Below are 19,552 nucleotides of genomic sequence, written 5' to 3' on the forward strand. Positions count from 1 at the left end.
CTCGCTCAGATCGGCTGCGTCGCCTTCGCGGCGCGGATCGGCTCACAGATCTGCGGGCTGATCTTGTCGAGATGCGGGCAGGCATTGGTCTCGTACCAGCCGCGCAGCTCCGGCTGCTTGGGGGCGATGTACATCGCGGTCAGCACGAAGCCGCCCGCGATCAGGACGAGAAGGATGAGAAGGCTGCGCACGGGTCGGCTCCGTATCCGGGTGGCCGGGATGACGGGCCGCCCTCACCGCGGCAGACGCACCGCGGGTCGAAGAGGTTCCCGCGGAACGCCGGTCGCCGTCATTCCCCGTTTGGCGTTACGGTCGCGAATCGTTCGCAAGGTGTGCTTACGGGGCCTCCGGCGCCCGCTTCGGCCCATCCAGCAGGGTTTGCGGCCGCGCATCGCTGAGCGGACCCTGGCTGCCGGGCAGGAGCCCCATGTTCTGCATCCAGATCATCATGAGGAGGGCGGCGAGCAGGCTCCCCAGCGACATCAGGAAGCCGAGGTTTCGCCGCCGCAGGAAGATCAGGGCCAGCACGACGGCGAGGGCGATGGCGAGGAGGATCGTCAGCATGAAGCCTCCGCGGGATCAGACCCCCGCATACATCCGGCTCGGATTGAACAGGCCGGCGGGATCGTGCGCGGCCTTGATGCCGGCGGTCAGGCGCATCAGCGGCTCGGGCAGAGGCTCGAACACCGGAACCGCGGCCCGCACAGTCTCGGGGGCACGCACCAGAGTGGCATGGCCGCCCGCCGCCCGCACGGCCTCACGGACCGGGACCGTGCCGGCATCGTCGCCCGCCTCGGTGGCGAGCCAGATCAGGCCGCCGCCCCAATCGTAGAACCAGCGGGCGGGGCGTGCCCGCGCCACCGCCGCCGTCACCTCCGGTCCGCGGCTTGGCACCGTGGAGATGCGCCAGACCGCCGCCGCCCGGTGCTCTGCGAGGAAGGTCGCGTCGCGCACGGCGCGCCACAGGGCGGCGCTGTCCTCGCCTTCGACGAGCGTCGCCTCGCCGCGGCGGCGGAGCAGTCGGCGCAGCTCGCCGAGGCGATACTCCACCGACTTCGAAAACCCCTCGATCCGCATCAGCGTGCGTGCTTCCGCCCCGCCGATCCCGGCCGGCAGGTGGGCGGCCCCAGTCAGCTCGAACGGCGAGCCGAGGGCCGCGGACAGGGCCTCGACCGCGGCCGCGTCGTCGAGGCCGGTCAGCACCAGGGTCACGACCCGCTCCTGGACCGGCAGCACCTTGAAGGTGACCTCGGTCAGCAGGCCGAGCGTGCCCCAGGAGCCCGCCATCAGCTTCACGAGATCGAGGCCGGTGACGTTCTTCATCACCCGGCCGCCCGACTTGATCGCTTGCCCACGCCCGTTGACGAAGCGCACGCCGATCAGGCTGTCGCGGGCCGCCCCCGCATTGATCCGCCGGGGGCCGGAATTGTTGACCGCCGCCACCGCGCCGAAGGTCGGTGCCCCGCTGGAGCCCAGCAGCGGCCGGTGGTCCATCGGCTCGAACGGAAGCATCTGGCCGCGCTCGGCCAGAAGCGCCTCGACCTCGGCCAGCGGCGTTCCGGCGCGGGCACCCACCACCATCTCGGCGGGCTCGTAGAGGGTGATGCCGGTCAGCCCCGTGCTGGCCAGCGTCGCCTCGTCCTGCGGCGGGCGTCCGAAGGCGGCCTTGGTGTTGCCGCCGACGAGCCGAAGCCGTTCGGACCGGCCGGCGGCCTGCGCGACGATGGCCGTCGCTTCCTGCTCGCTCGCCGGCGCGTGAGTCGTCATGATCCCGGTTTCCATCCCGCCGGGCCTTATGAGGCGGCCCTCGGGGGGACAAAACCCGGATCGGGGGGCGGTTGCAAGCGTGGCACGATTGGTGCGGCCGCCGTCAGGCCGTGCGCTCGAGCTTTGTCAGATCGGTCGCCCTTGCCGTCTCGCCGGGTGCGATCCAGCGCGGCAGGCCTGGGCCGGACAGCGACACCCGCAGGAACAGTGTCCCGCGGCAGTCCGCCCACAGGTCGGCGGGCAGCGTGGCCGAGCCATCGGTCCAGCGCGTGCCGCCTTCAACGGGGTGGAAGCCCTCGCCGATGCGCGCATCGTCGAGGGGAACGTTGCGGGCACCCGTCAGTCCATCGTCGATCGTCAGTGCTGCAAGCGGCAGGCCGAGCCGCCGGTCGTCGGTGGAGCCGGTCAGGAGATGGGCCGGAACGCCGGTGGCCGAGACGAGGCGCACGTCGCGGGCGTCGGCCGGGAGGACGAAGCGAGCGGTCAGGCCCTCGACATCTGGGCGGATCACATGGCCGTCGGCGACCAAGTGCAACTCGCCGAAGGTCTCTTCGACCTTTCGCCAGCCGAGTGCCTCGGCGCGATCCTGCAGGCGCGCCCGCACGAGATCGACCAGGGGGCCGGCTTCGTGGAACGGGCGGCAGAAGGGATGGGGGCCATCCGGACGAGCATCCGGCACCGCCCGGAGGTCGGTCGCTTCCGCGTTGGTGAAGAAGTGGCGGTTGCCGCAATCGAGGTAGCTCTCGGCCGGAAGCCCCTCGGCGAGCAGGATATCGTGGCTGGCGAGTTCGACGTGCCAGTAGGTGACCTGTTCGGTTTCGGCCTGCGTGATGGTCGTGCCGTTGATCAGCCGACCGGCCGGGATCAGAACCTCCCCGAGCACATCGACGGCGATGGCGTGAGCGGGCGAGACCAGCAAGTCGCGGTCCGGACGGCCTTCACCGAAGGCATGCGCGGCGATGCGCACGGGCAGGTGGTCGGGACGTCCTTGGCACCGAACCGTGCGGTGGCCGATCCAATGGATCGGGCGTTCCGCGCCGGACGAGGTTTTGGCGAGATCGCCGACCTTCAGATCCTCGACGGCCACGTCGCCGCGGCGTGTCCGAATTCGCGTGCCGGCGACGTAGCAGACGAGATTGTAGGCGGCCGAAGAAGTTGAAAGAATCGTATTCGAATTGTAATTGTTATTTGTATATAAGTAATACGGACCTTGTCCGCTCGATCCCGAGGAAACGATTACGCCGCTGTCGTCGGATAGCTTGCGGTAGTAATACAGGATGGCATTCGAATTTGCCGCATCTTTGAATTGGTCGTTTTGTGTATCGCCGAGGAGGTCGAGGTTGTCCGATTGGCTATCGCTCGTATCCTGGAAGTCTGTCGTCGCGTTTGAGGAGGTTGCGAGGTTTCTAACGATTGCGTTTTGATTGCCATCAATATCAACGGCGTAAATATTATCAAACCAGCGAAGTTCATCATTCGTCGGCATCGCGGATACCTCTGGTCACCTTGCTACCCGGATTGTTGAAGGCAGCGCGGCCGATGCGTTAGATCGTGTGCGATACCGTACGTAACATTGACCGAAGAGAATGTGGCAGCATATTTCCTGCCTGTTCGTATCAAGACCGTAGCTGTGGCGAATTTAACACGCAGCGACTGATATTTCAGATCTGCCGTTAGCAATGACATTATAGTTGTGTAATATTGAAGCCGAAATTTGACTGTGGGCCCTTGAGGGCAGTCCTTAGCCTTAAAAATCAAATTTTCGTGAATAAAATTGTGGGAATCCAACTGCCTTCGCGTCTCGAAGGTTCTGGTCGCACGAATGATCCCTCGGTCCGCCGGCCGAAAAACCACTTCCGGGAGTTGACCGCCGTCCGTACCGCACGGCGGCAGGGCCGCGACTCTACTCCGCCGCAGCCGGCAGCGCCGATTGCCGCCGCTCCATCACGGCGCTGCGCAGGCCGGCGATGTCGAGGAGCCAGACCAGGGCGCCGTAGACGATCACGCCCGTGCCGATGCAGGCGGGCAGCGCGAGCCAGGGAGAGAGGCCGCGCAGGGGCCAGACCGCCGCCGCCATCACCAGCGAGGCGGCGCCCGCCGTCGCGAGGTCGCGCCAGGGGAGGGCGATGCGCTCGCGGCCCGTGAGCGCCAGGCCCGCGAGCAGGCCGAAGGCGGCGAGGAAACCGAGGGTCTGGGCAATGGCGATGCCGGTGCCGCCGAACGGCCCGGCGAGCGCCAGCAGGGCGAGCGCGTTGACGAGCGCACCGAACAGGGCAGCGACGATCACCGGCATCGTGCGGCGGCGGATCTGGAAGACCGGATTGAGGGCGTAGTTCATGCCGGCGAAGGCGACGAGGCCCGGGAGCATCGGCAGCAGATAGGCGCTGAAATGGCCGCGGAAGGCCTCGGGCACCACGATGGCTTCCAGCGCCGGCAGCACGGCCCAGACGCCCGCCGTGCTCGGCAGGATCAGGGCGGCGACGACGGCGAAGTTGCGCGCCACCTGGGCTTCGCCCGCGCCGCGCCCGCCCTCTTCCTCGGCGCGCACCGCGATCTGGAACAGCAGCACGTCCAGCGCAGCGCCCAGCGTGCCGAAGATGCGGGTGCCAATATCGGAGGCCAGCGAGAAGTATCCCGATTCGGAAAAGCCGCCGACGGCCGCGATAGCGCTGCGGTTGGCGAACGGAAGGAGCTGGTAGACGACGTTGGCCGCGATGATCGGAAGGCCGTAGGTGATGAAGATCCGAAGCATCGTCCGCCCGCGCGCGGCATCGGGGCGGTGGCGCGGATCGGTCAGGCCGCGATGGATCAGGACCGCGGCGAGGAACTGGCTCGCGCCCGCGGCGGCGATCACGGCGGTGGCGTCGCCCGTCGCCCAGGCGGTGCCGACGGTGAAGACGAGGGCGAACCCGCTCTTGACCAGGACGAGCTTGAGATAGAGCCCGCCGATGAAGCGGGCCCGGGCCAGCGTCGTCTGGTAGTCGAACAGGCCGATCCCGACCGAACTCGCCACCGCGGCGGCGGCGAGGGTCGCGGGTGGTCCCGCCAGAGGGCGACCGGCGAGGCAGAGCAGGGCCGCCGCGACGAGGCAGATCGCCGTCGTCGCGTAGGCCCGGTCGAGGACGGCACGGATCCACGGCTCCTCGCCCCGGACGCGCTCGGAATAAAAGCGCGTCGCCGAGAGCCGCAGCCACTCGAAGAACAGGGTGGTGAGTACCACCGATCCGGCCATGCCGAGGGCGAAGCGGCCGAAATCCGCCGGCCCGAGGATCTGCGCGAGCAGCAGGCCGAGGGCGAGGTTCAGGACCGCGTTGACGATGTAGGCTGCGATGACCGCCATGGCGTTCGGTGTTTCGTGAGCGCGGCTTGCGTGTGCCGGAGGGTTGGGACGGATTTACGTCAGCGGCGCGCTACGCAAGGACGCGGCCGGGCGGCCGGCCGTCACCTGCGCCGGGCGCAGCGCCACCTCGCGGTAGATCCGCTCCAGCCGGTCGAGATGCCGGTCCAGCGTCAGCGGATCGGCCCAGAAGCCGTCATAGGCGGCCCGGCTCATACGCTGAGCGGTGGCGTCGTCGGACAAGCGTGTCATCGCCTGCGCCAGGGAGGCGGGATCGCCGGAGCGGAACCACAGGCCGCTGACGCCGTCCTCGACCGCCTCGCGGCCGGCGCAGATGTCGCTGACGATCACCGGGGTGCCGAGCGCCAGCGATTCCAGCACGGTCAGGGGCTGGCCCTCGTACCAGACGGAGGGGAAGACCAGGGTGCGAGCCGCGCGCAGGCGCCGCTTCACGCCGGCCGGATCGTGCCAGCCGAGGAATTCGGCCTCCGGATAGGCAGCTTCCAGTTCCGCCCGCTGCGGGCCGTCGCCGACGAAGATCGCCCGCTGGCCCGAAAGCCTTGCCGCCTCGGCGAACAAACCGGCGCCCTTCTCGGCCGAGAGCCGGCCGACGAACACGAAGCCGCCGGGGGCGTTCTGATCCTTGTGACCGAGGGGCTCGGCGTCGATCGGGTTGCCGACATCGTACCACCGGGTGTCGGCGGGCAGGTGGGGTTCGAGCACCGCGCGCTGAAGCCGGCTGATGGTGATGACGGCGGCGAGGTTGTCGATCATGCCGGTGTTGCGCATCAGTACGTGGCGGCCCACCCGCATCAGCTTGCGGGCATAGCCGCGGGAATCGCAGTTATGCGCGATGCAGCCTAGCGAGACCGGGGCCCGTTGGCAGGCCGCCGAGACGGGGTAGTCGTAGAAGCCGCCATTGGGGCAGGCGAGGTAATACTCGTGCATCGTGAACACGACCGGTGCGCGGCTGCCCGCCAGCACCGGCCCGATCGAGGGCGAGAGCGCCTTGGCCCAGGCATGGACGTGGACGATCGTGTCGTCCGGATCGTGGCGGGCGAGCACTTCGCCCAGAGCCGCGGCGGCCTTCTGATTCCACAGCCACTGCACGCCGAACCGGGCGAGCGAGGACGTCGTGGTCACGTCCACCTGATCGAGCAGGATCGTCTCGATGCCGGCCGCCTCGAGCCGCGGATCGGCCGGGCCGACGGCGGCGAAGAAGGTCACGGCATGGCCCCGCGCCGCGAGGCCGAGGGCGCTGTCGATGGCGACCTTGGCCTGGCCGCCGTTGATATGGGCGTGATCCGCCACGACGATGATCGGCATGGTCGGGCGGCCTCAGCGCTTGGGGGCGGGAAGGGCGGCGGGTCGCGCGGTCTCGAAACGGCGTCGGTTCATCGGGCCACCCCCCTCGTGCCACGCGGTCCGAAGGGAGGGCGCAGGCCGAGCCCGACGATGTCGGGGGGGCGATTTCGAATCGATTAAGCGGGGTCGCCGGGCCGGCGCGGGCGCACCGTCCTCGCGTCGGATGCTGTCCAAGACCTTAAACGGGCCGGGCCGGGGCGGCCGATCACAGCCACCCCTTGGACTTGAAATAGACCAGCGGCACGATCGCCGAGATGGCGATCAGCGCCAGCCCGTAGGGGTAGCCGTAGACCCAGTCGAGCTCCGGCATGTGCTTGAAGTTCATGCCGTACATCGAGGCCACCAGCGTCGGCGGCACGCCCACCACCGAGACGACGGTGAGGATGCGGAAGGCGTTGTTCTGCTCGACGTTGATGAGCCCCAGCGTCGCGTCGAGCAGGAATTGAATCGTCTCGGAGAGGCGGGTCTCGAACTCGTCCAACGAGGCGATGTCGCGGGCCACCGTCTCGAAGCGGGGGGCATCCGCTTCGTCGAGGTGCTGGCCGCACTCGCCCTTGGCGAAGGCGACGATGCGCTCCAGTCCCAGCAGGCTGGCGCGGACCTTGGACAGCGACTTGCCGTGGCGCCCGACCGTGCGGAGCAGGCGGCGCAGCGCCAGGTCTCGACGCTTCGGGGCGGTGGCGTCCCCTTTTCGGGCGCCGGGGCGGGCACTGGCGTCGAAGTCGAAGATGCGGGTCGAGAGGTTGTCGAGATCCGCCGACATCTCCTCCAACAGGTCGGCGAGGTTGTCGACCAGTTCCTCGACCACCAGCAGGAACATCCGGGCGCCGGTGCTGCCGTCGCCGCCCTCCTCGTCGACCCGTTTGCGCACCGCCGCGAAGGCCCGCATGTCGTGGTAGCGCACGGTGACCAAGTGGGTCTTGTTCAGGAGGAAGCCGAGCGGCTTCAGACTGAAGTCGGACCGGTCGAAGGTCACCATCGGGGTCGAGAGCGAGAGGCCGTCGCGGTTGCGCCGAAGCCGGCTCGACAGCTCGACCTCGCTCAGCGCGGCCCGCGAAGGCACCCGGATGCCGGTCTTCGTCTCGACGCAGGCCGCCTCCTCGGCGGTCGGATCGTTCAGATCGATCCAGACGGCGTGATCGGGGAGAGCGGCGGCGGCGCGCACGCTGCCCGCATCGACCGCCCCTTGCGGCCCGTGGAGGCTCATCATCGAAAGGGATGTCCGCGAAATGGGAGGGAGGGGGAAAATTCTCGTGCGGGGGCCGCGCCGCGGAGATGCGGCGTCTTGACTCGCAACAGGCGCCCGCCTATCTCGCCACCGTCGTTAGCACTCGCGTTCGGAGAGTGCTAACAGCCAGGGTAGGCGCGGTCGCCACCGGCCGCATCAAGACCAACCGCTATTCCGAAGCAAGAGGGCAGCTCATGAAGTTCCGTCCGCTGCACGACCGCGTCGTCGTCCGTCGCATCGAGAGCGAAGAGAAGACGAAGGGCGGCATCATCATCCCGGATACCGCCAAGGAGAAGCCGCAGGAGGGCGAGATCGTCGCCGTCGGTTCGGGCGCCCGTGACGAGCAGGGCCGTGTCAACGCCCTCGACGTCAAGGTCGGCGACCGCGTCCTGTTCGGCAAGTGGTCGGGCACCGAGGTCAAGATCGACGGCCAGGATCTCCTCATCATGAAGGAATCCGACATCATGGGTGTGGTGGCTGCCTAAAGCCCGACCCGTTTCACCGCCCTTCGAGATCGCCGCGGCTGGTCTCGGGGCTCCCCTTCCAGAATTCTGAGGTCAACTCACATGGCAGCGAAAGACGTTCGTTTCTCCGCCGACGCTCGCGACAAGATGCTGCGCGGCGTCGACATCCTCGCCGACGCGGTGAAGGTGACGCTGGGCCCGAAGGGCCGCAACGTCGTGATCGAGAAGAGCTTCGGCGCCCCGCGCATCACCAAGGACGGCGTCACCGTCGCCAAGGAGATCGAGCTCGCCGACAAGTTCGAGAACATGGGCGCCCAGATGGTGCGCGAAGTGGCCTCGAAGACCAACGACATCGCCGGTGACGGCACCACCACTGCGACCGTCCTGGCCCAGGCCATCGTCCGCGAGGGCGCCAAGTACGTGGCCGCCGGCATCAACCCGATGGACCTGAAGCGCGGCATCGACCTCGCCACCCAGGCCGCCGTGAAGGACATCACCAACCGCGCCAAGAAGGTCGCCTCGTCCGACGAGGTCGCCCAGGTCGGCACGATCTCCGCCAACGGCGACAAGGAGATCGGCGAGATGATCGCCCACGCCATGCAGAAGGTGGGCAACGAGGGCGTCATCACCGTCGAGGAGGCCAAGACCGCCGAGACCGAGCTCGACGTCGTCGAGGGCATGCAGTTCGACCGCGGCTACCTCTCGCCGTACTTCGTGACCAACGCCGAGAAGATGGTCGCCGAACTCGAGGACCCCTACATCCTCATCCACGAGAAGAAGCTCTCGTCGCTCCAGGCCATGCTGCCGGTGCTCGAGGCCGTGGTGCAGACCGGCAAGCCGCTCGTCATCATCGCCGAGGACATCGAGGGCGAGGCGCTCGCCACCCTCGTCGTCAACAAGCTCCGCGGCGGCCTCAAGGTCGCGGCCGTGAAGGCTCCGGGCTTCGGTGACCGCCGCAAGGCGATGCTCGAGGACATCGCGATCCTGACCAAGGGCCAGATGATCGCCGAGGACCTCGGCATCAAGCTCGAGAACGTGACGCTCCCCATGCTCGGCCGCGCCAAGCGCGTGCGCATCGAGAAGGAGAACACCACGATCATCGACGGTCTCGGCGAGAAGGCCGACATCGAGGCCCGCGTCGGCCAGATCAAGGCGCAGATCGAGGAGACCACCTCGGATTACGACCGTGAGAAGCTCCAGGAGCGTCTGGCCAAGCTCGCGGGCGGCGTCGCGGTGATCCGCGTCGGCGGCGCGACCGAGGTCGAGGTCAAGGAGAAGAAGGACCGCGTGGACGACGCGCTCAACGCCACCCGCGCTGCGGTGGAAGAGGGCATCGTTCCCGGCGGCGGCACCGCGCTGCTGCGGGCCAAGAAGGCGGTCGCCGCGCTGAAGTCCGACATCCCGGACGTCCAGGCCGGCATCAAGATCGTCCTCAAGGCGCTTGAGGCCCCGATCCGCCAGATCGCCCAGAACGCGGGCGTCGAGGGTTCGATCGTGGTCGGCAAGATCACCGACAAGACCGACTCCGAGACCTTCGGCTTCAACGCCCAGACCGAAGAGTACGTCGACATGATCCAGGCCGGCATCGTCGACCCGGCCAAGGTCGTGCGCACCGCCCTTCAGGACGCCGCCTCGGTGGCCGGCCTGCTGGTGACCACGGAAGCCATGGTCGCCGACGCGCCGAAGAAGGACAGCGGCGCCCCGGCGATGCCGGGCGGCGGCGGCATGGGCGGCATGGACTTCTAAGTCCACGCCATCCGCAGAAGTCGGGAAGGGGGTCGCCGAAAGGCGGCCCCTTTTCTTTTTGTCTGAAGCGTGCCGTTCAAGGCTGTCGAGTGCCGCCGCTTCCCCCTCTCCCTGCGTGCGGGGCGAGGGGATGCGCGTTCGCCTCGGCGCAACTCCAGAGGTGGCGGAACGCGCTATCGGTCCCGAGACGGCCCGATCCCCATCCGGCGGATCAACAAGAACACCGCCACCGCCGACACCACGGCCAGAATCATCGCCAGCGTCGAGCCGTCCTCCATCTCGGAGAACGGCAACCCCTTGGTGTTCATGCCGAACAGGCCGGTCACGAGCGTCGGCGGCAGGAACAGGGCGGTGAGGATCGAGAGCGTGTGGAGTTGGCGGTTCGAGGCGCGGGCGAGCTGGGCCGCCAGCTCGTCCTGAAGCAGGCGGCTGCGCTCGGCGAGCGCCTGCATGTCGCGGTCGAGGGCATCGACGCGCTGCGCCATCCGCGCCGCCGTCGAGAGGACGGGCTCGGGCAGGCCCTCGTCCTCCTCCTCTTCGAGCCGGTGGAACACGGAAGCCAGGCCCAGCAGATGGCGGCGCAGGCGCACCGCCTCGCGGCGGATCGGGCCGAGCCGGCGGGTCTCGTCGCGGACCTGATCGTCGAGGATGTGATCCTCGATTTCGTCGAGTTCGTCGCCGCGAAGCGCCACATTCCGCACCGCCTCGGCCACCACCCCGCCGACGATGTGCTCAAGGAGGGCTGCCGGGGCCGGGAACAGCCGTCCGGCGGTCGCCGCGTCGTGGGCGGTGTCGGGGCCCTGGATCGGATGGCGGCGACCCGTGACGATGAGCGTTTCGGCCATCACGAAATGCAGGCGCCCGGCGGCGTCGGGGCCGGGCCGCTGCCGGTCCTCGGCGCCGGCGCGGACGAGGTCGGCGACCACCCCGCCGACCTGCGCGTCCTCGATCGCCACGCGCTGGTGCGGGTCGGCGGCGAAGGCCGCCGCCACCAGCGCCGGCGGCCCGAACCGGCCCTCCGCGACGAGGGCGCCAAGGCGCGCATCGACGAGGTTGAGATGGAGCCAGAGGAAGCCGTGGACGGGGCGCTCCGGCACCGGCTCGCCCGGCGCCAGCGGGCGCCCGCGGCCGGCCGCGTCGAACTGCATCGCCCAGAGCAGTCCCGGCAGGGACGGCTCGCACAGAAGCGGCGCGAGGATGCCGCGTGTGTCCTGCATGTTTTGAAACGCGCTCAGAACAGCTTGGAGAACAGGACGTAGAGAGTGCCGGCCAGCAGCATCGCGACGGGCAGCGTCAGCAGCCATGCCAGGGCCAGCGCCCTCAGGGTGCCGAGTTGAAGCCCTGAGCGGTTGGCCGCCATGGTGCCGGCCACGCCGGAGGACAGGACGTGCGTGGTCGAGACCGGCAGGCCGTAGAGGTCGGCCGCCGCGATGGTCGAGGCGGCCACAAGTTCGGCGGACGCGCCCTGCGCGTAGGTGAGATGGGTCTTGCCGATCCGCTCGCCGACGGTGACGACGATGCGCTTCCAGCCGACCATCGTGCCGAGCCCCAGCGCCACGGCGACCGCGACCTTGACCCAGGTCGGGATGAAGCGGGTCGCCTCGTCGAGGCTGCCCTTGTAGGCCTTGAGCGTGCCGATTTCCGCCTGCGACAGTTCGCTCGCCTTGTCCTTCATCAGGAAGCGGATCGCCTCCGAGGCGAGGTACATGTCGTTGCGGGTGTTGCCGACGGCTTCCGCGGGCACCTGCGCGAAGCTGCCGTAACGCTCGACCGAGTCGCCGATCCGGCGGATGAGCACCGAGAGCGACGGGTAGGTGCCGGCATCGACCGTCTGGGCCGCGACGTAGGCGGTGACGGCGGGGCGCGGATCGCCGACGATGTCGTAGCCCGCGGCCTTGGCGGCCACCACCTTGGACGCGGCGTCCGAAGTCTGGCGGAACTGCGCGACCGAGGAGTCCGGCAGCGCCCGGTTGAGGGCGTAGGCGGTCGGCACCGTGCCGATCAGGATGAGCATGATCAGCCCCATGCCCTTCTGCCCGTCGTTGGAGCCGTGGGCGAAGGACACGCCGGTGCAGGTCGCGATCAGCAGGCCGCGGATCCACAGGGGCGGCGGCGCCTTGGCGTCGGGCTCGGCGTAGAGGGCGGGGTTGCGCACGAGCTTGCGCAGGGTCAGCAGCAGCGCGCCGGCCGCGACGAAGCCGACGAGGGGCGACAGCAGCAGAGACCAGCCGATCTCGGTCGCCTTCGACCAATCGACGCCCGACGTGCCGGAGCGGCCGTGCATCAGCGCGTTGGCGACGCCGACCCCGATGATCGAGCCGATCAGCGTGTGCGAAGAGGAGGCCGGCAGGCCGAGCGCCCAGGTGCCGAGGTTCCACAGGATCGCGGCGATCAGCAGCGCGAACACCATGGCGAAGCCCGCCCCCGAGCCGACCTGAAGGATCAACTCCACCGGTAGAAGGCTGACGATGCCGAAGGCGACCGCGCCCGAAGAGAGCAGCACGCCGAGGAAATTGAAGAAGCCCGACCAGATCACGGCGACGCCCGGCGGCATCGCATGGGTGTAGATCACGGTGGCCACGGCGTTGGCGGTGTCGTGGAAGCCGTTCACGAACTCGAAGCCGAGGGCGATGGTAAGCGCCACCAGCAGAAGGGCATAGGGCAGGTAGGTGGTGATGCGGGTGCCGGTCGCCGCGACATCCTCGTGGATACTGAGGGCGACGTAGACGAGGGCGGCGAGCAGGGCCGCGACGATGGCGATCAGGAGGGGGAGGGGATGGCCCTTTTCGAGGTCCGGCCGCCCGCGCCGCTCCGCGGAGGGGGCGGCGACGCCGAACCCCTGCACCGACGATCCCGCCATGCCGATCTCTCCCCGTGCGGATTAACGGTCGATCCCCGCACGTGGGCAGCCTCACCTGCGCCCTACGACACTCTGATGACGGTCGTGACCGTTCAGAAGTCGGAGGCGAGGCCCTTCACCTCCCAATCGGTGTAGCGCACGGGCTCCAGGCCGCCGCGGCCCTTCCGCTCCGGTCGTTTCGCGATCTCGGCGGCGCGGGCGTCGATGGCGGCGCGGCGCTCCGCGGCCTCGGCCAGCGCCCGCTGTGCCGCCGGGCTGAGTTCACGGGTCTCCCGCGTCTCGCCGCCCTGGCTCGCCTCGTCGCTCATGCCTCGCTCCTTGCATCCGTCGCTCTCAGATGGGAGTGCGTCGGGTCCGGGGCGAGCCCCGCCGATCATTTCCTGAATTGAGAACGGCCGAGAGCGTGGCACCGAGACCGACCCATCGCAACCCGCCCCCGATCGATCCTTCGGTTCCCGGCCTCGCGGCGCGGCACGTGGCGCAGAGCGCCGTCGCGACCCTGCTCGGCCCGGCCCGCGGGCTGGCTTTGGAGGATGCGCTGGCCCAGGCCGGCCGCGGCCTTCATCTTGAGCTGGGCGACGCGGCGCTCGCCCGCGCCATCGCCACCGCGAGCTTCCGCCGCCTCGGCTTCCTCACGGCGGCGCTCGCCGAGCGCCTGCGCGACGGGCTGCCGCAGAAGCCGGATCTTCTGGCCCTTCTGGTCACCGGCTCGGCCCAGATCCTCGACCTCGCGGTGGCGGACCACGCCGCCGTCGATCTCTCGGTGCGCCTCGCCAAGGCCGACCCCCAGCTCCAGCACCTCGCACCCCTGGTCAACGCGGTGTTGCGCCGGGTGGCACGCGAGCGCGACGCCATCCGCGCGGGCGAGGACGACCCGCTCGGCCGCAACACGCCGGACTGGCTGGCGCGGCGCTGGGTCGCCACCTACGGCGAGGAGACCGCCCGAGGCATCGCCGCCGCCCATCTCGAAGGCGCCGCCCTCGACGTGACGGTGCGGGAGGACGCCGAGGCTTGGGCGGATAAGCTCGGCGGGCGGCGACTCGCCCTCGGCTCGCTGCGCCTCGAAGGCCGCGAGGCGGTGTCCGGGCTGCCGGGCTACGACGAGGGCGCGTGGTGGGTGCAGGACGCCGCCGCGGCGCTGCCGGTACGCCTGCTGGCGCCGCGACCGGGCGAGCGCGTCGCCGACCTCTGCGCCGCGCCGGGCGGGAAGACCGCTCAGGTTGCCGCCGCGGGCGCCCACGTCACCGCCGTCGACCGCTCTGCCACCCGGCTGGAGCGGCTGCAGCGCAACCTGGAGCGGCTGAAGCTGTCCGCGGAGGTCGTCACCGCCGATGCCCTCGCCCTGCCGGAGGACAATCCCTTCGACGCGGTGCTCCTCGACGCGCCGTGCTCGGCCACCGGGACGATCCGCCGCCACCCGGACGTCGCCTGGACCAAGAGCGAGGGCGACATCCTGCGCCTCGCCGGTCTGCAGCGCCGCCTCCTCGACAAGGCGGCCCGGCTGACGGCGCCCGGGGGGCGGCTCGTCTACTGCACCTGCTCGCTGGAGCCGGAGGAAGGCCCGGCCCAGATCGCCGACTTACTCGCCCGCAACGGCGCGTTCGAGCGCGTGCCGCTCGACCCCGAGCGGGTCGGGGGCCACGCGGAGCTGATCGACGGCAACGGCGACCTTCGCACCCTGCCGAGCCATCTCGGCGGCGGATCGGGCCGGGGAGGGGGGCTCGACGGGTTTTTCGCAAGCCTGCTGCGACGGGTGAACGCCTGAGGATCGGCTTGGATATGAGATCCAGGACGATTCTTTAGTTTACTGAGCCGCATCGGCTTTTTCCCGAAAGCTGGAAACCACCTTTCGGGACGGGCTCTAATTAGTCCGGGTGCCTGCGTGACTGCGGGCGTCCATCGAATGAGCCGTTGTGTCCATGGTTCGAAACTGGCGTAGGTGACGTCAAGTGATTTCTCGAATCTCGTCGTTCCAGGCCTGGGTGCGGGCGCGGGCCTCCGGTATCTCCTCCAGCAGCCTCCCGTGGCGCTCAGCCAAGGTCTCGAGATGGCCGACCATGCAGCGGATCGCCCGCATCGGCTCGTCGGTCGCCGTGCTGTAGCGCAGCGGGCCGCCCCGGTAATGGATCGGATCGACGGGGAGTTCGTCGTGCGCCGGTGGACTCATGAACCTGGCCCGCCGGAAGAAATGCTGCGGCCGGTCGCGAATGATCTCGAACAGGCCGCGGTAGTGGTAGCTGGTCCTGTTGGCGACCTCGGCGGAGCCTGCTGCCGTGACCTTGCTCCAGCCGCGCACGCACTTCACCACCCGTTGGTACGGCGAACGGTGCGAGTAATGCGCAAGCGTCAGGCCGGGGATGAGGTGTTCATCGAGGCGGACGCCGTCATACGTGGCGGAATGGTTGCCGTTCGCGATATCGGTCGTGGCGGCGATGCGCCCCTGGACGAAGACTTTCTTGACCGGCAGGACCGGGCCGTGCCGCCGCATCCGCAATGGGACGATCGCTTCGTCCGGGTCGTCGGCGGCCCGTTCGAAATTTGTGAGCGGAACGGTGGCGCAGAGGATGCCGTCAGCCGCGAGCCGCTCAAGCGTCGTCGTTAGTTCCCCTTCGAGCGCGCGATCATCGATGAACTCGTCTGCGTCCAAGCACAGCACCCAGTCGGCTCGGCAGGTTCGGGCGGCGTACCGGTAGAGATAGGTGTTCAGCTCCTTCTGATAGAATGAAGCGGTGATGTTCTGAAGGATCGTCAGGCCGAGCCCCTCCGTCTTGAGAGAGCGGAGGATCTCCAGCGTGCCGTCACGGCTGCCGTTGTCGAGGATCACATGATGGCCGGCATAGACTGCCGTGTGCCTGACGAACGCCTCGATGATGTCTGCCTCGTCGAGGACGCGGGTGACGGCCACGATCCGCGTCGGACCAGGCTCGCGCGGCCTAGTCGGCTCACTGACCGGGACCGGATGGGCCGGGAAGCGTTTTGACCAAGCTTTGCGAAGGAACCTTTCGATACGGCGGAAAGGCCATTTCATCCTATCGATCTATCCGTCTTCTGTGAACCGGGCCGCCGGTGAGGTCTGGGCGGGCCGGCGTATTTCGCCCCGTTCGCTATGTTCAGCAAGCGAGATCGGAAACGGTCGCTCGCTTTAAGAAAAATGACGGCGGTCGCAGGTGTCAATGACGATGTCGGCTCGCATCCGGAGCCAACGGAGCATGGCTTCGCGTTAGGCCCCTATTCGGTGCTGACTTCGGTCGGAGAGCATCGGAAACGTGACGAGCAGCCCGATTACTCCGCCGTCAATGACCATCGCGACCCGGACATTCGGAGGCGTGCTGCGGCGAGTGGCGTATGCCATGAGCGCCACGGCGATCCCGGCAGCGTCGACGGCCAGAGGCTGATGGCGGAAGCCGAAGAGCAGATGCGGGTAAGCGCCAGTGCCTCGGCACGAGGCGGCGTCTCTCGAAAATGTGAAGGCGATGACGCGGAATAAAATGAGTTCTGCTTGTTCGAGCTGGTCCACCTCAGTTTCAGTTCAGCTTTGCGATCCTACGTTCGCCCTGCCTCGACGAGGCAGGCTTGGCAGGAAATAAAATTCATGAAGCGGTCAGCACTCTTTGTCCTATTCATTGGTCTTGTCGAAGTCGGCGGGCCGATTTCGTCGGTAAACGCATTGCCTCTTAGCATGGCTGCTGCCGGTCAGTTTGTTGACGGAGCAGCTATTGAAAAAGTAGGCTTCTTCGACGGATGCGGCCCCGGCTTTCATCGTCACTATGGCTACGGAGGTTGTATGCCGGATCGGCGGACCCTCTATGGCTACGGGCCGAGGCCCTATTATGCTCCCCCCTACTACTATGCCCGTCCTCGGCCTTTCTATAGTCCTTACTACTATGCGCGTCCCCGCCCTTACTATAATCCTTATTATTGAGGGTCGGGGCCGCGCCGGCTGAGCATCAGACAGATTAGTCGGCGCAATCGGCCACGAAGTTGCGGTCGACGAGGTCGGGCGGCCGGCCGCACCTTTTGATTCCTGCGCGTGATGACGAAGCGCAACGCCGATGGCTGGCTCTGACAAGGCCGGCCTCGCGCATCAGGAGGGATGCGTTTACGAGAATGCCGTTCCCGCTGTCAGAAGCAGGGCCGGCGGGCGGCTCTCGACGTCGACGCGCGCACGGATCTTGGTGGTCTGCTTCCCCTGAGCGACCGATACCTCGCGCCTTGACGTCAATGACGCTGGCCTCACCGGTTCAGCCGGCCTTGGCGAGCGCGTCCAGCATCGCCTTCCAGAACCCACGCTGGGACCAACGGTTGAAGCAGTCGTAGATCGTCGTGGGCGGACCGTCTTACTGGCGGGCAATCGCTCCAGCGGCAGCCCGTTTTCACCACGAGGACGATACCCGAGACGACCTGTCGATCATCGTTGCGTTCGACGCCGGGTGTGGGCAAAACGCCATTTTCTTAACAATAGGTTAAGGACGTTCGCCAGGGCGCGAATCAGCAACGATCTGCATTTCCACGAACTGCCTTGCACCGCACTGAAGACCGCACCACGGCCGAGATCGTGACCATCGCGGTTCACTCGCAGGCACACGCTTAGAAGATTCTCGACCGGTTTCGCGCTCGTACCCGGATGCTCGCGCGCAGCGCCATCTCGAAGCTGGAAGGCCACCGCTGCACAAGTAGATGGAAACCAAAACGAAAACCGGGGTCCAACCCATCGGTTGGACCCCGGCGAAATCACTGAAGCTTATGGTACCACCGCCCCGGCTCGAACGGGGGACCCCTAGATCCACAATCTAGTGCTCTAACCAACTGAGCTACGGCGGCACGCGAGGGGGGACTTATCGCGACGCTCGCGGCATTTCAAGCGTCTCGTCCCCGCTTCTCCACGGATCGCGCCCACTTCGCGGGGATGCTAGACCGTCCGTGCATGACAGCCTTCCCCTTCCACCGCCCATGAGCCTGTCGGATCCGTCGCCCGGCGCGGGCCGGCGCGTGCCGGTACCGGCGCGGCTTCGGGCATGGGTGCGGGGCAGCGAGATCGCATTGGTCCTGCTCGCCGCCGTGACCGGCTGCGTCGGCGGCCTCACCGTGGCCGGGATGAGCGGTGTCGCGCAGATTCTGCGCGAGACCCTGTACCGCCTGCCCGCCGGGGAACGGCTGAGCGGGCTCGCCGCGCTGCCGCCGGAGGGACTGCTGGGCTTCTCCTTCCTCGGGCCGGCCCTCGGCGGCCTCGTGCTCGGGCTGCTGATCCTCGTCCTCGGGCGCGGCCGGCAGCGGAGGGCCGCCATCGATCCGATCGAGGCCAACGCGCTCCATGGCGGGCGGATGTCGCTGCGCGATTCCGCCGAGGTCGCGGTCCAGAACGTCGTCTCGAACGGGAGCGGGGCCTCGGTCGGGCTGGAGGCGGGCTACACGCAGGTCGCCGCCGGCATCGCTTCACGGCTCGGCATCGCCTTCGAGATGCGCCGCTCGGATCTGCGCACCCTCGTCGGATGCGGCTCGGCCGCGGCGATCGCGGCGGCTTTCGGTTCGCCGCTCACGGGCGCGTTCTACGCCTACGAACTGGTGATCGGCACCTACACCATCGCGACGCTCGCCCCCGTCGTGGTCGCGGCCCTGTGCGGCAGCCTCGTCGCCCGGTCGCTGGCCTCGACGCCGGCCCTGATCGATGTCGGCACTCTGGCCTTGAGCCGGGGCGGCCCGCTGGGCGCGGGGGACACGCTGCCCTGCTTTCTGCTCGGTCTCGTCTGCGCGGGCCTGGCCGTCGGCCTCATGCGCGGCGTCGCATGGGTGGAGCGGCTGTTTCGCGCGACGCGGATCCCGGGGCTGCTGCGCCTGACGTTCGGCGGCCTCTGCGTCGGGGGGCTGGCGCTGGCCACCACGCCGCAGGTGCTCTCGGGTGGCCACGGTGCGCTCCATCTCCATCTCGATCCCGACATGGCCCTGACCGCGGGGGGGCTGGCCGGCCTGATCCTGGCCAAGGCCGTGGCCTCGGCGGTGTCGATCGGCTCCGGCTTTCGCGGCGGCCTGTTCTTCGCCTCGCTGTTCCTCGGGGCCCTGGTCGGGCGGTTCTTCGCGCAGGTCGCCCCGATGCTGTGGCCGGATTTTTCAGCCTTCGGCCTTGCGCCCGTCGGTTACGCGGTGGTCGGCATGAGCGCCTTTGCCGCCGCCATCGTCGGCGGGCCGCTCACCATGACCTTCCTGGCGCTGGAAATGACCGGGAGTTTTCCGGTGACCGCCCTGGTGCTGGTGGCGGTGATCGCCTCGTCCCTCACGGTGCGAAAGACCTTCGGCTATTCCTTCGCCACCTGGCGCTTCCATCTGCGCGGCGAATCGATCCGCAGCGCCCACGACATCGGCTGGATCCGCAGCCTCACGGTCGGGCGGATGATGCGCCGGGACATCCGGCCCGTCCCCCTCGAGACGCCGATGGCGACCTTCCTGCGGGCCCATCCCCTCGGCTCGCCCTCGCGGGTCGTGGTGGTGGACGGCTCCGACCGCTATGCCGGCATCGTGCTGGTGCCCGAGGCCCATGCCCAGGCGGCGGCCGAGAAGGAGGCGCACCTCGCCGACATCGCCCGCTACGCCGACGCGTTCCTGCTCGCCGACATGAGCGCGAGGCAGGCGGCGGAAGCGTTCGATGCGGCCGAGAGCGAGGCGCTGGCGGTGCTCGACGGATCCGACAGCCGCCGGGTGATCGGCCTCCTGACCGAGCGCTACACGCTCAAGCGCTACAGCGACGAACTCGACCGGCAGCGCCGCGCCGTGCTGGGCGAGGCGGCGTGACC

General features: G+C 68.5%; 16 protein-coding genes, 1 tRNA gene and 1 pseudogene. 4 read left to right on the forward strand and 14 right to left on the reverse strand.

Annotation, left to right across the window (positions count from 1 at the left end):
• Positions 1–5: 5 nt before the first annotated feature.
• The 7 genes from BM140_RS15355 to BM140_RS15385 all read right to left on the reverse strand — a co-directional run bounded on the left by BM140_RS15355 (position 6) and on the right by BM140_RS15385 (position 7,679).
• Positions 6–191, reverse strand: coding sequence for a hypothetical protein (locus tag BM140_RS15355; RefSeq protein WP_091948022.1), 186 nt, complete (start codon positions 189–191; stop codon positions 6–8).
• Positions 192–336: 145 nt separating this feature from the next.
• Positions 337–564, reverse strand: a complete 228-nt coding sequence (locus BM140_RS15360; RefSeq protein ID WP_091948025.1) for a hypothetical protein — start codon at positions 562–564, stop codon at positions 337–339.
• Between the two features lie 15 nt (positions 565–579).
• Positions 580–1,767 (reverse strand): glycolate oxidase subunit GlcE, encoded by a 1,188-nt coding sequence (glcE, locus tag BM140_RS15365; RefSeq protein ID WP_091948125.1) that lies wholly within the window; start codon positions 1,765–1,767, stop codon positions 580–582.
• 103 nt (positions 1,768–1,870) lie between these two features.
• Positions 1,871–3,253: a Hint domain-containing protein gene (locus BM140_RS15370; protein WP_091948029.1), complete on the reverse strand. Its 1,383-nt coding sequence runs from the start codon at positions 3,251–3,253 to the stop codon at positions 1,871–1,873.
• A 417-nt stretch (positions 3,254–3,670) separates the two neighbouring features.
• Positions 3,671–5,107, reverse strand: coding sequence for a lipopolysaccharide biosynthesis protein (locus tag BM140_RS15375; protein WP_091948032.1), 1,437 nt, complete (start codon positions 5,105–5,107; stop codon positions 3,671–3,673).
• A gap of 54 nt (positions 5,108–5,161) precedes the next feature.
• Positions 5,162–6,430, reverse strand: a complete 1,269-nt coding sequence (locus tag BM140_RS15380) for a glycosyltransferase family 4 protein (protein WP_091948035.1) — start codon at positions 6,428–6,430, stop codon at positions 5,162–5,164.
• A gap of 244 nt (positions 6,431–6,674) precedes the next feature.
• Positions 6,675–7,679, reverse strand: coding sequence for a magnesium transporter CorA family protein (locus BM140_RS15385; RefSeq protein WP_091948038.1), 1,005 nt, complete (start codon positions 7,677–7,679; stop codon positions 6,675–6,677).
• Positions 7,680–7,891: 212 nt separating this feature from the next.
• Here BM140_RS15385 and groES point away from each other — a divergent pair, with 212 nt between their 5' ends.
• Together groES and groL are read left to right on the forward strand one after the other, a co-directional pair.
• The gene (groES, locus tag BM140_RS15390) at positions 7,892–8,182 is read left to right on the forward strand and encodes a co-chaperone GroES (RefSeq protein WP_091948041.1); all 291 of its coding nucleotides are present in this window, start codon (positions 7,892–7,894) and stop codon (positions 8,180–8,182) included.
• Between the two features lie 81 nt (positions 8,183–8,263).
• The gene (gene groL, locus BM140_RS15395; protein ID WP_091948043.1) at positions 8,264–9,907 is read left to right on the forward strand and encodes a chaperonin GroEL; all 1,644 of its coding nucleotides are present in this window, start codon (positions 8,264–8,266) and stop codon (positions 9,905–9,907) included.
• Positions 9,908–10,080: 173 nt separating this feature from the next.
• Here groL and BM140_RS15400 read toward each other — a convergent pair whose 3' ends face one another.
• The 3 genes from BM140_RS15400 to BM140_RS15410 form a co-directional block, all read right to left on the reverse strand.
• Positions 10,081–11,124, reverse strand: coding sequence for a CorA family divalent cation transporter (locus tag BM140_RS15400; protein ID WP_244535448.1), 1,044 nt, complete (start codon positions 11,122–11,124; stop codon positions 10,081–10,083).
• A gap of 14 nt (positions 11,125–11,138) precedes the next feature.
• Positions 11,139–12,767 (reverse strand): inorganic phosphate transporter, encoded by a 1,629-nt coding sequence (locus BM140_RS15405; protein ID WP_091948046.1) that lies wholly within the window; start codon positions 12,765–12,767, stop codon positions 11,139–11,141.
• A 92-nt stretch (positions 12,768–12,859) separates the two neighbouring features.
• A complete protein-coding gene (locus BM140_RS15410) occupies positions 12,860–13,075 on the reverse strand; it encodes a DUF1674 domain-containing protein (RefSeq protein ID WP_091948049.1) in 216 nt (71 codons plus the stop codon).
• Between the two features lie 95 nt (positions 13,076–13,170).
• Between BM140_RS15410 and BM140_RS15415 the strand changes: the two genes are divergently transcribed.
• Entirely contained in the window at positions 13,171–14,532 is a 1,362-nt protein-coding gene (locus BM140_RS15415; protein ID WP_091948053.1) for an RsmB/NOP family class I SAM-dependent RNA methyltransferase, read from the forward strand.
• Positions 14,533–14,712: 180 nt separating this feature from the next.
• Here the strand turns inward: BM140_RS15415 and BM140_RS15420 are convergent, their stop codons facing one another.
• From BM140_RS15420 to BM140_RS15440, 4 genes and pseudogenes are all read right to left on the reverse strand, one after another.
• Positions 14,713–15,672 carry a glycosyltransferase family 2 protein gene (locus BM140_RS15420; protein WP_165616474.1) on the reverse strand — a complete coding sequence of 320 codons (960 nt, stop codon included), beginning with the start codon at positions 15,670–15,672 and terminating at the stop codon, positions 14,713–14,715.
• A gap of 315 nt (positions 15,673–15,987) precedes the next feature.
• On the reverse strand, positions 15,988–16,284 hold the full coding sequence (locus BM140_RS15425; protein ID WP_091948059.1) for a hypothetical protein: 297 nt from the start codon (positions 16,282–16,284) through the stop codon (positions 15,988–15,990).
• Between the two features lie 591 nt (positions 16,285–16,875).
• Positions 16,876–17,198 (reverse strand): annotated as a pseudogene (locus BM140_RS15435) (transposase); the annotation flags it as partial.
• A gap of 313 nt (positions 17,199–17,511) precedes the next feature.
• Positions 17,512–17,588, reverse strand: a tRNA-His gene (locus BM140_RS15440).
• A 129-nt stretch (positions 17,589–17,717) separates the two neighbouring features.
• Between BM140_RS15440 and BM140_RS15445 the strand changes: the two genes are divergently transcribed.
• On the forward strand, positions 17,718–19,550 hold the full coding sequence (locus BM140_RS15445; protein WP_091948061.1) for a chloride channel protein: 1,833 nt from the start codon (positions 17,718–17,720) through the stop codon (positions 19,548–19,550).
• Positions 19,551–19,552: the final 2 nt, after the last annotated feature.

Source organism: Methylorubrum salsuginis, from assembly GCF_900114375.1.
In the GTDB taxonomy this organism is placed as follows: Bacteria; Pseudomonadota; Alphaproteobacteria; order Rhizobiales; family Beijerinckiaceae; genus Methylobacterium; species Methylobacterium salsuginis.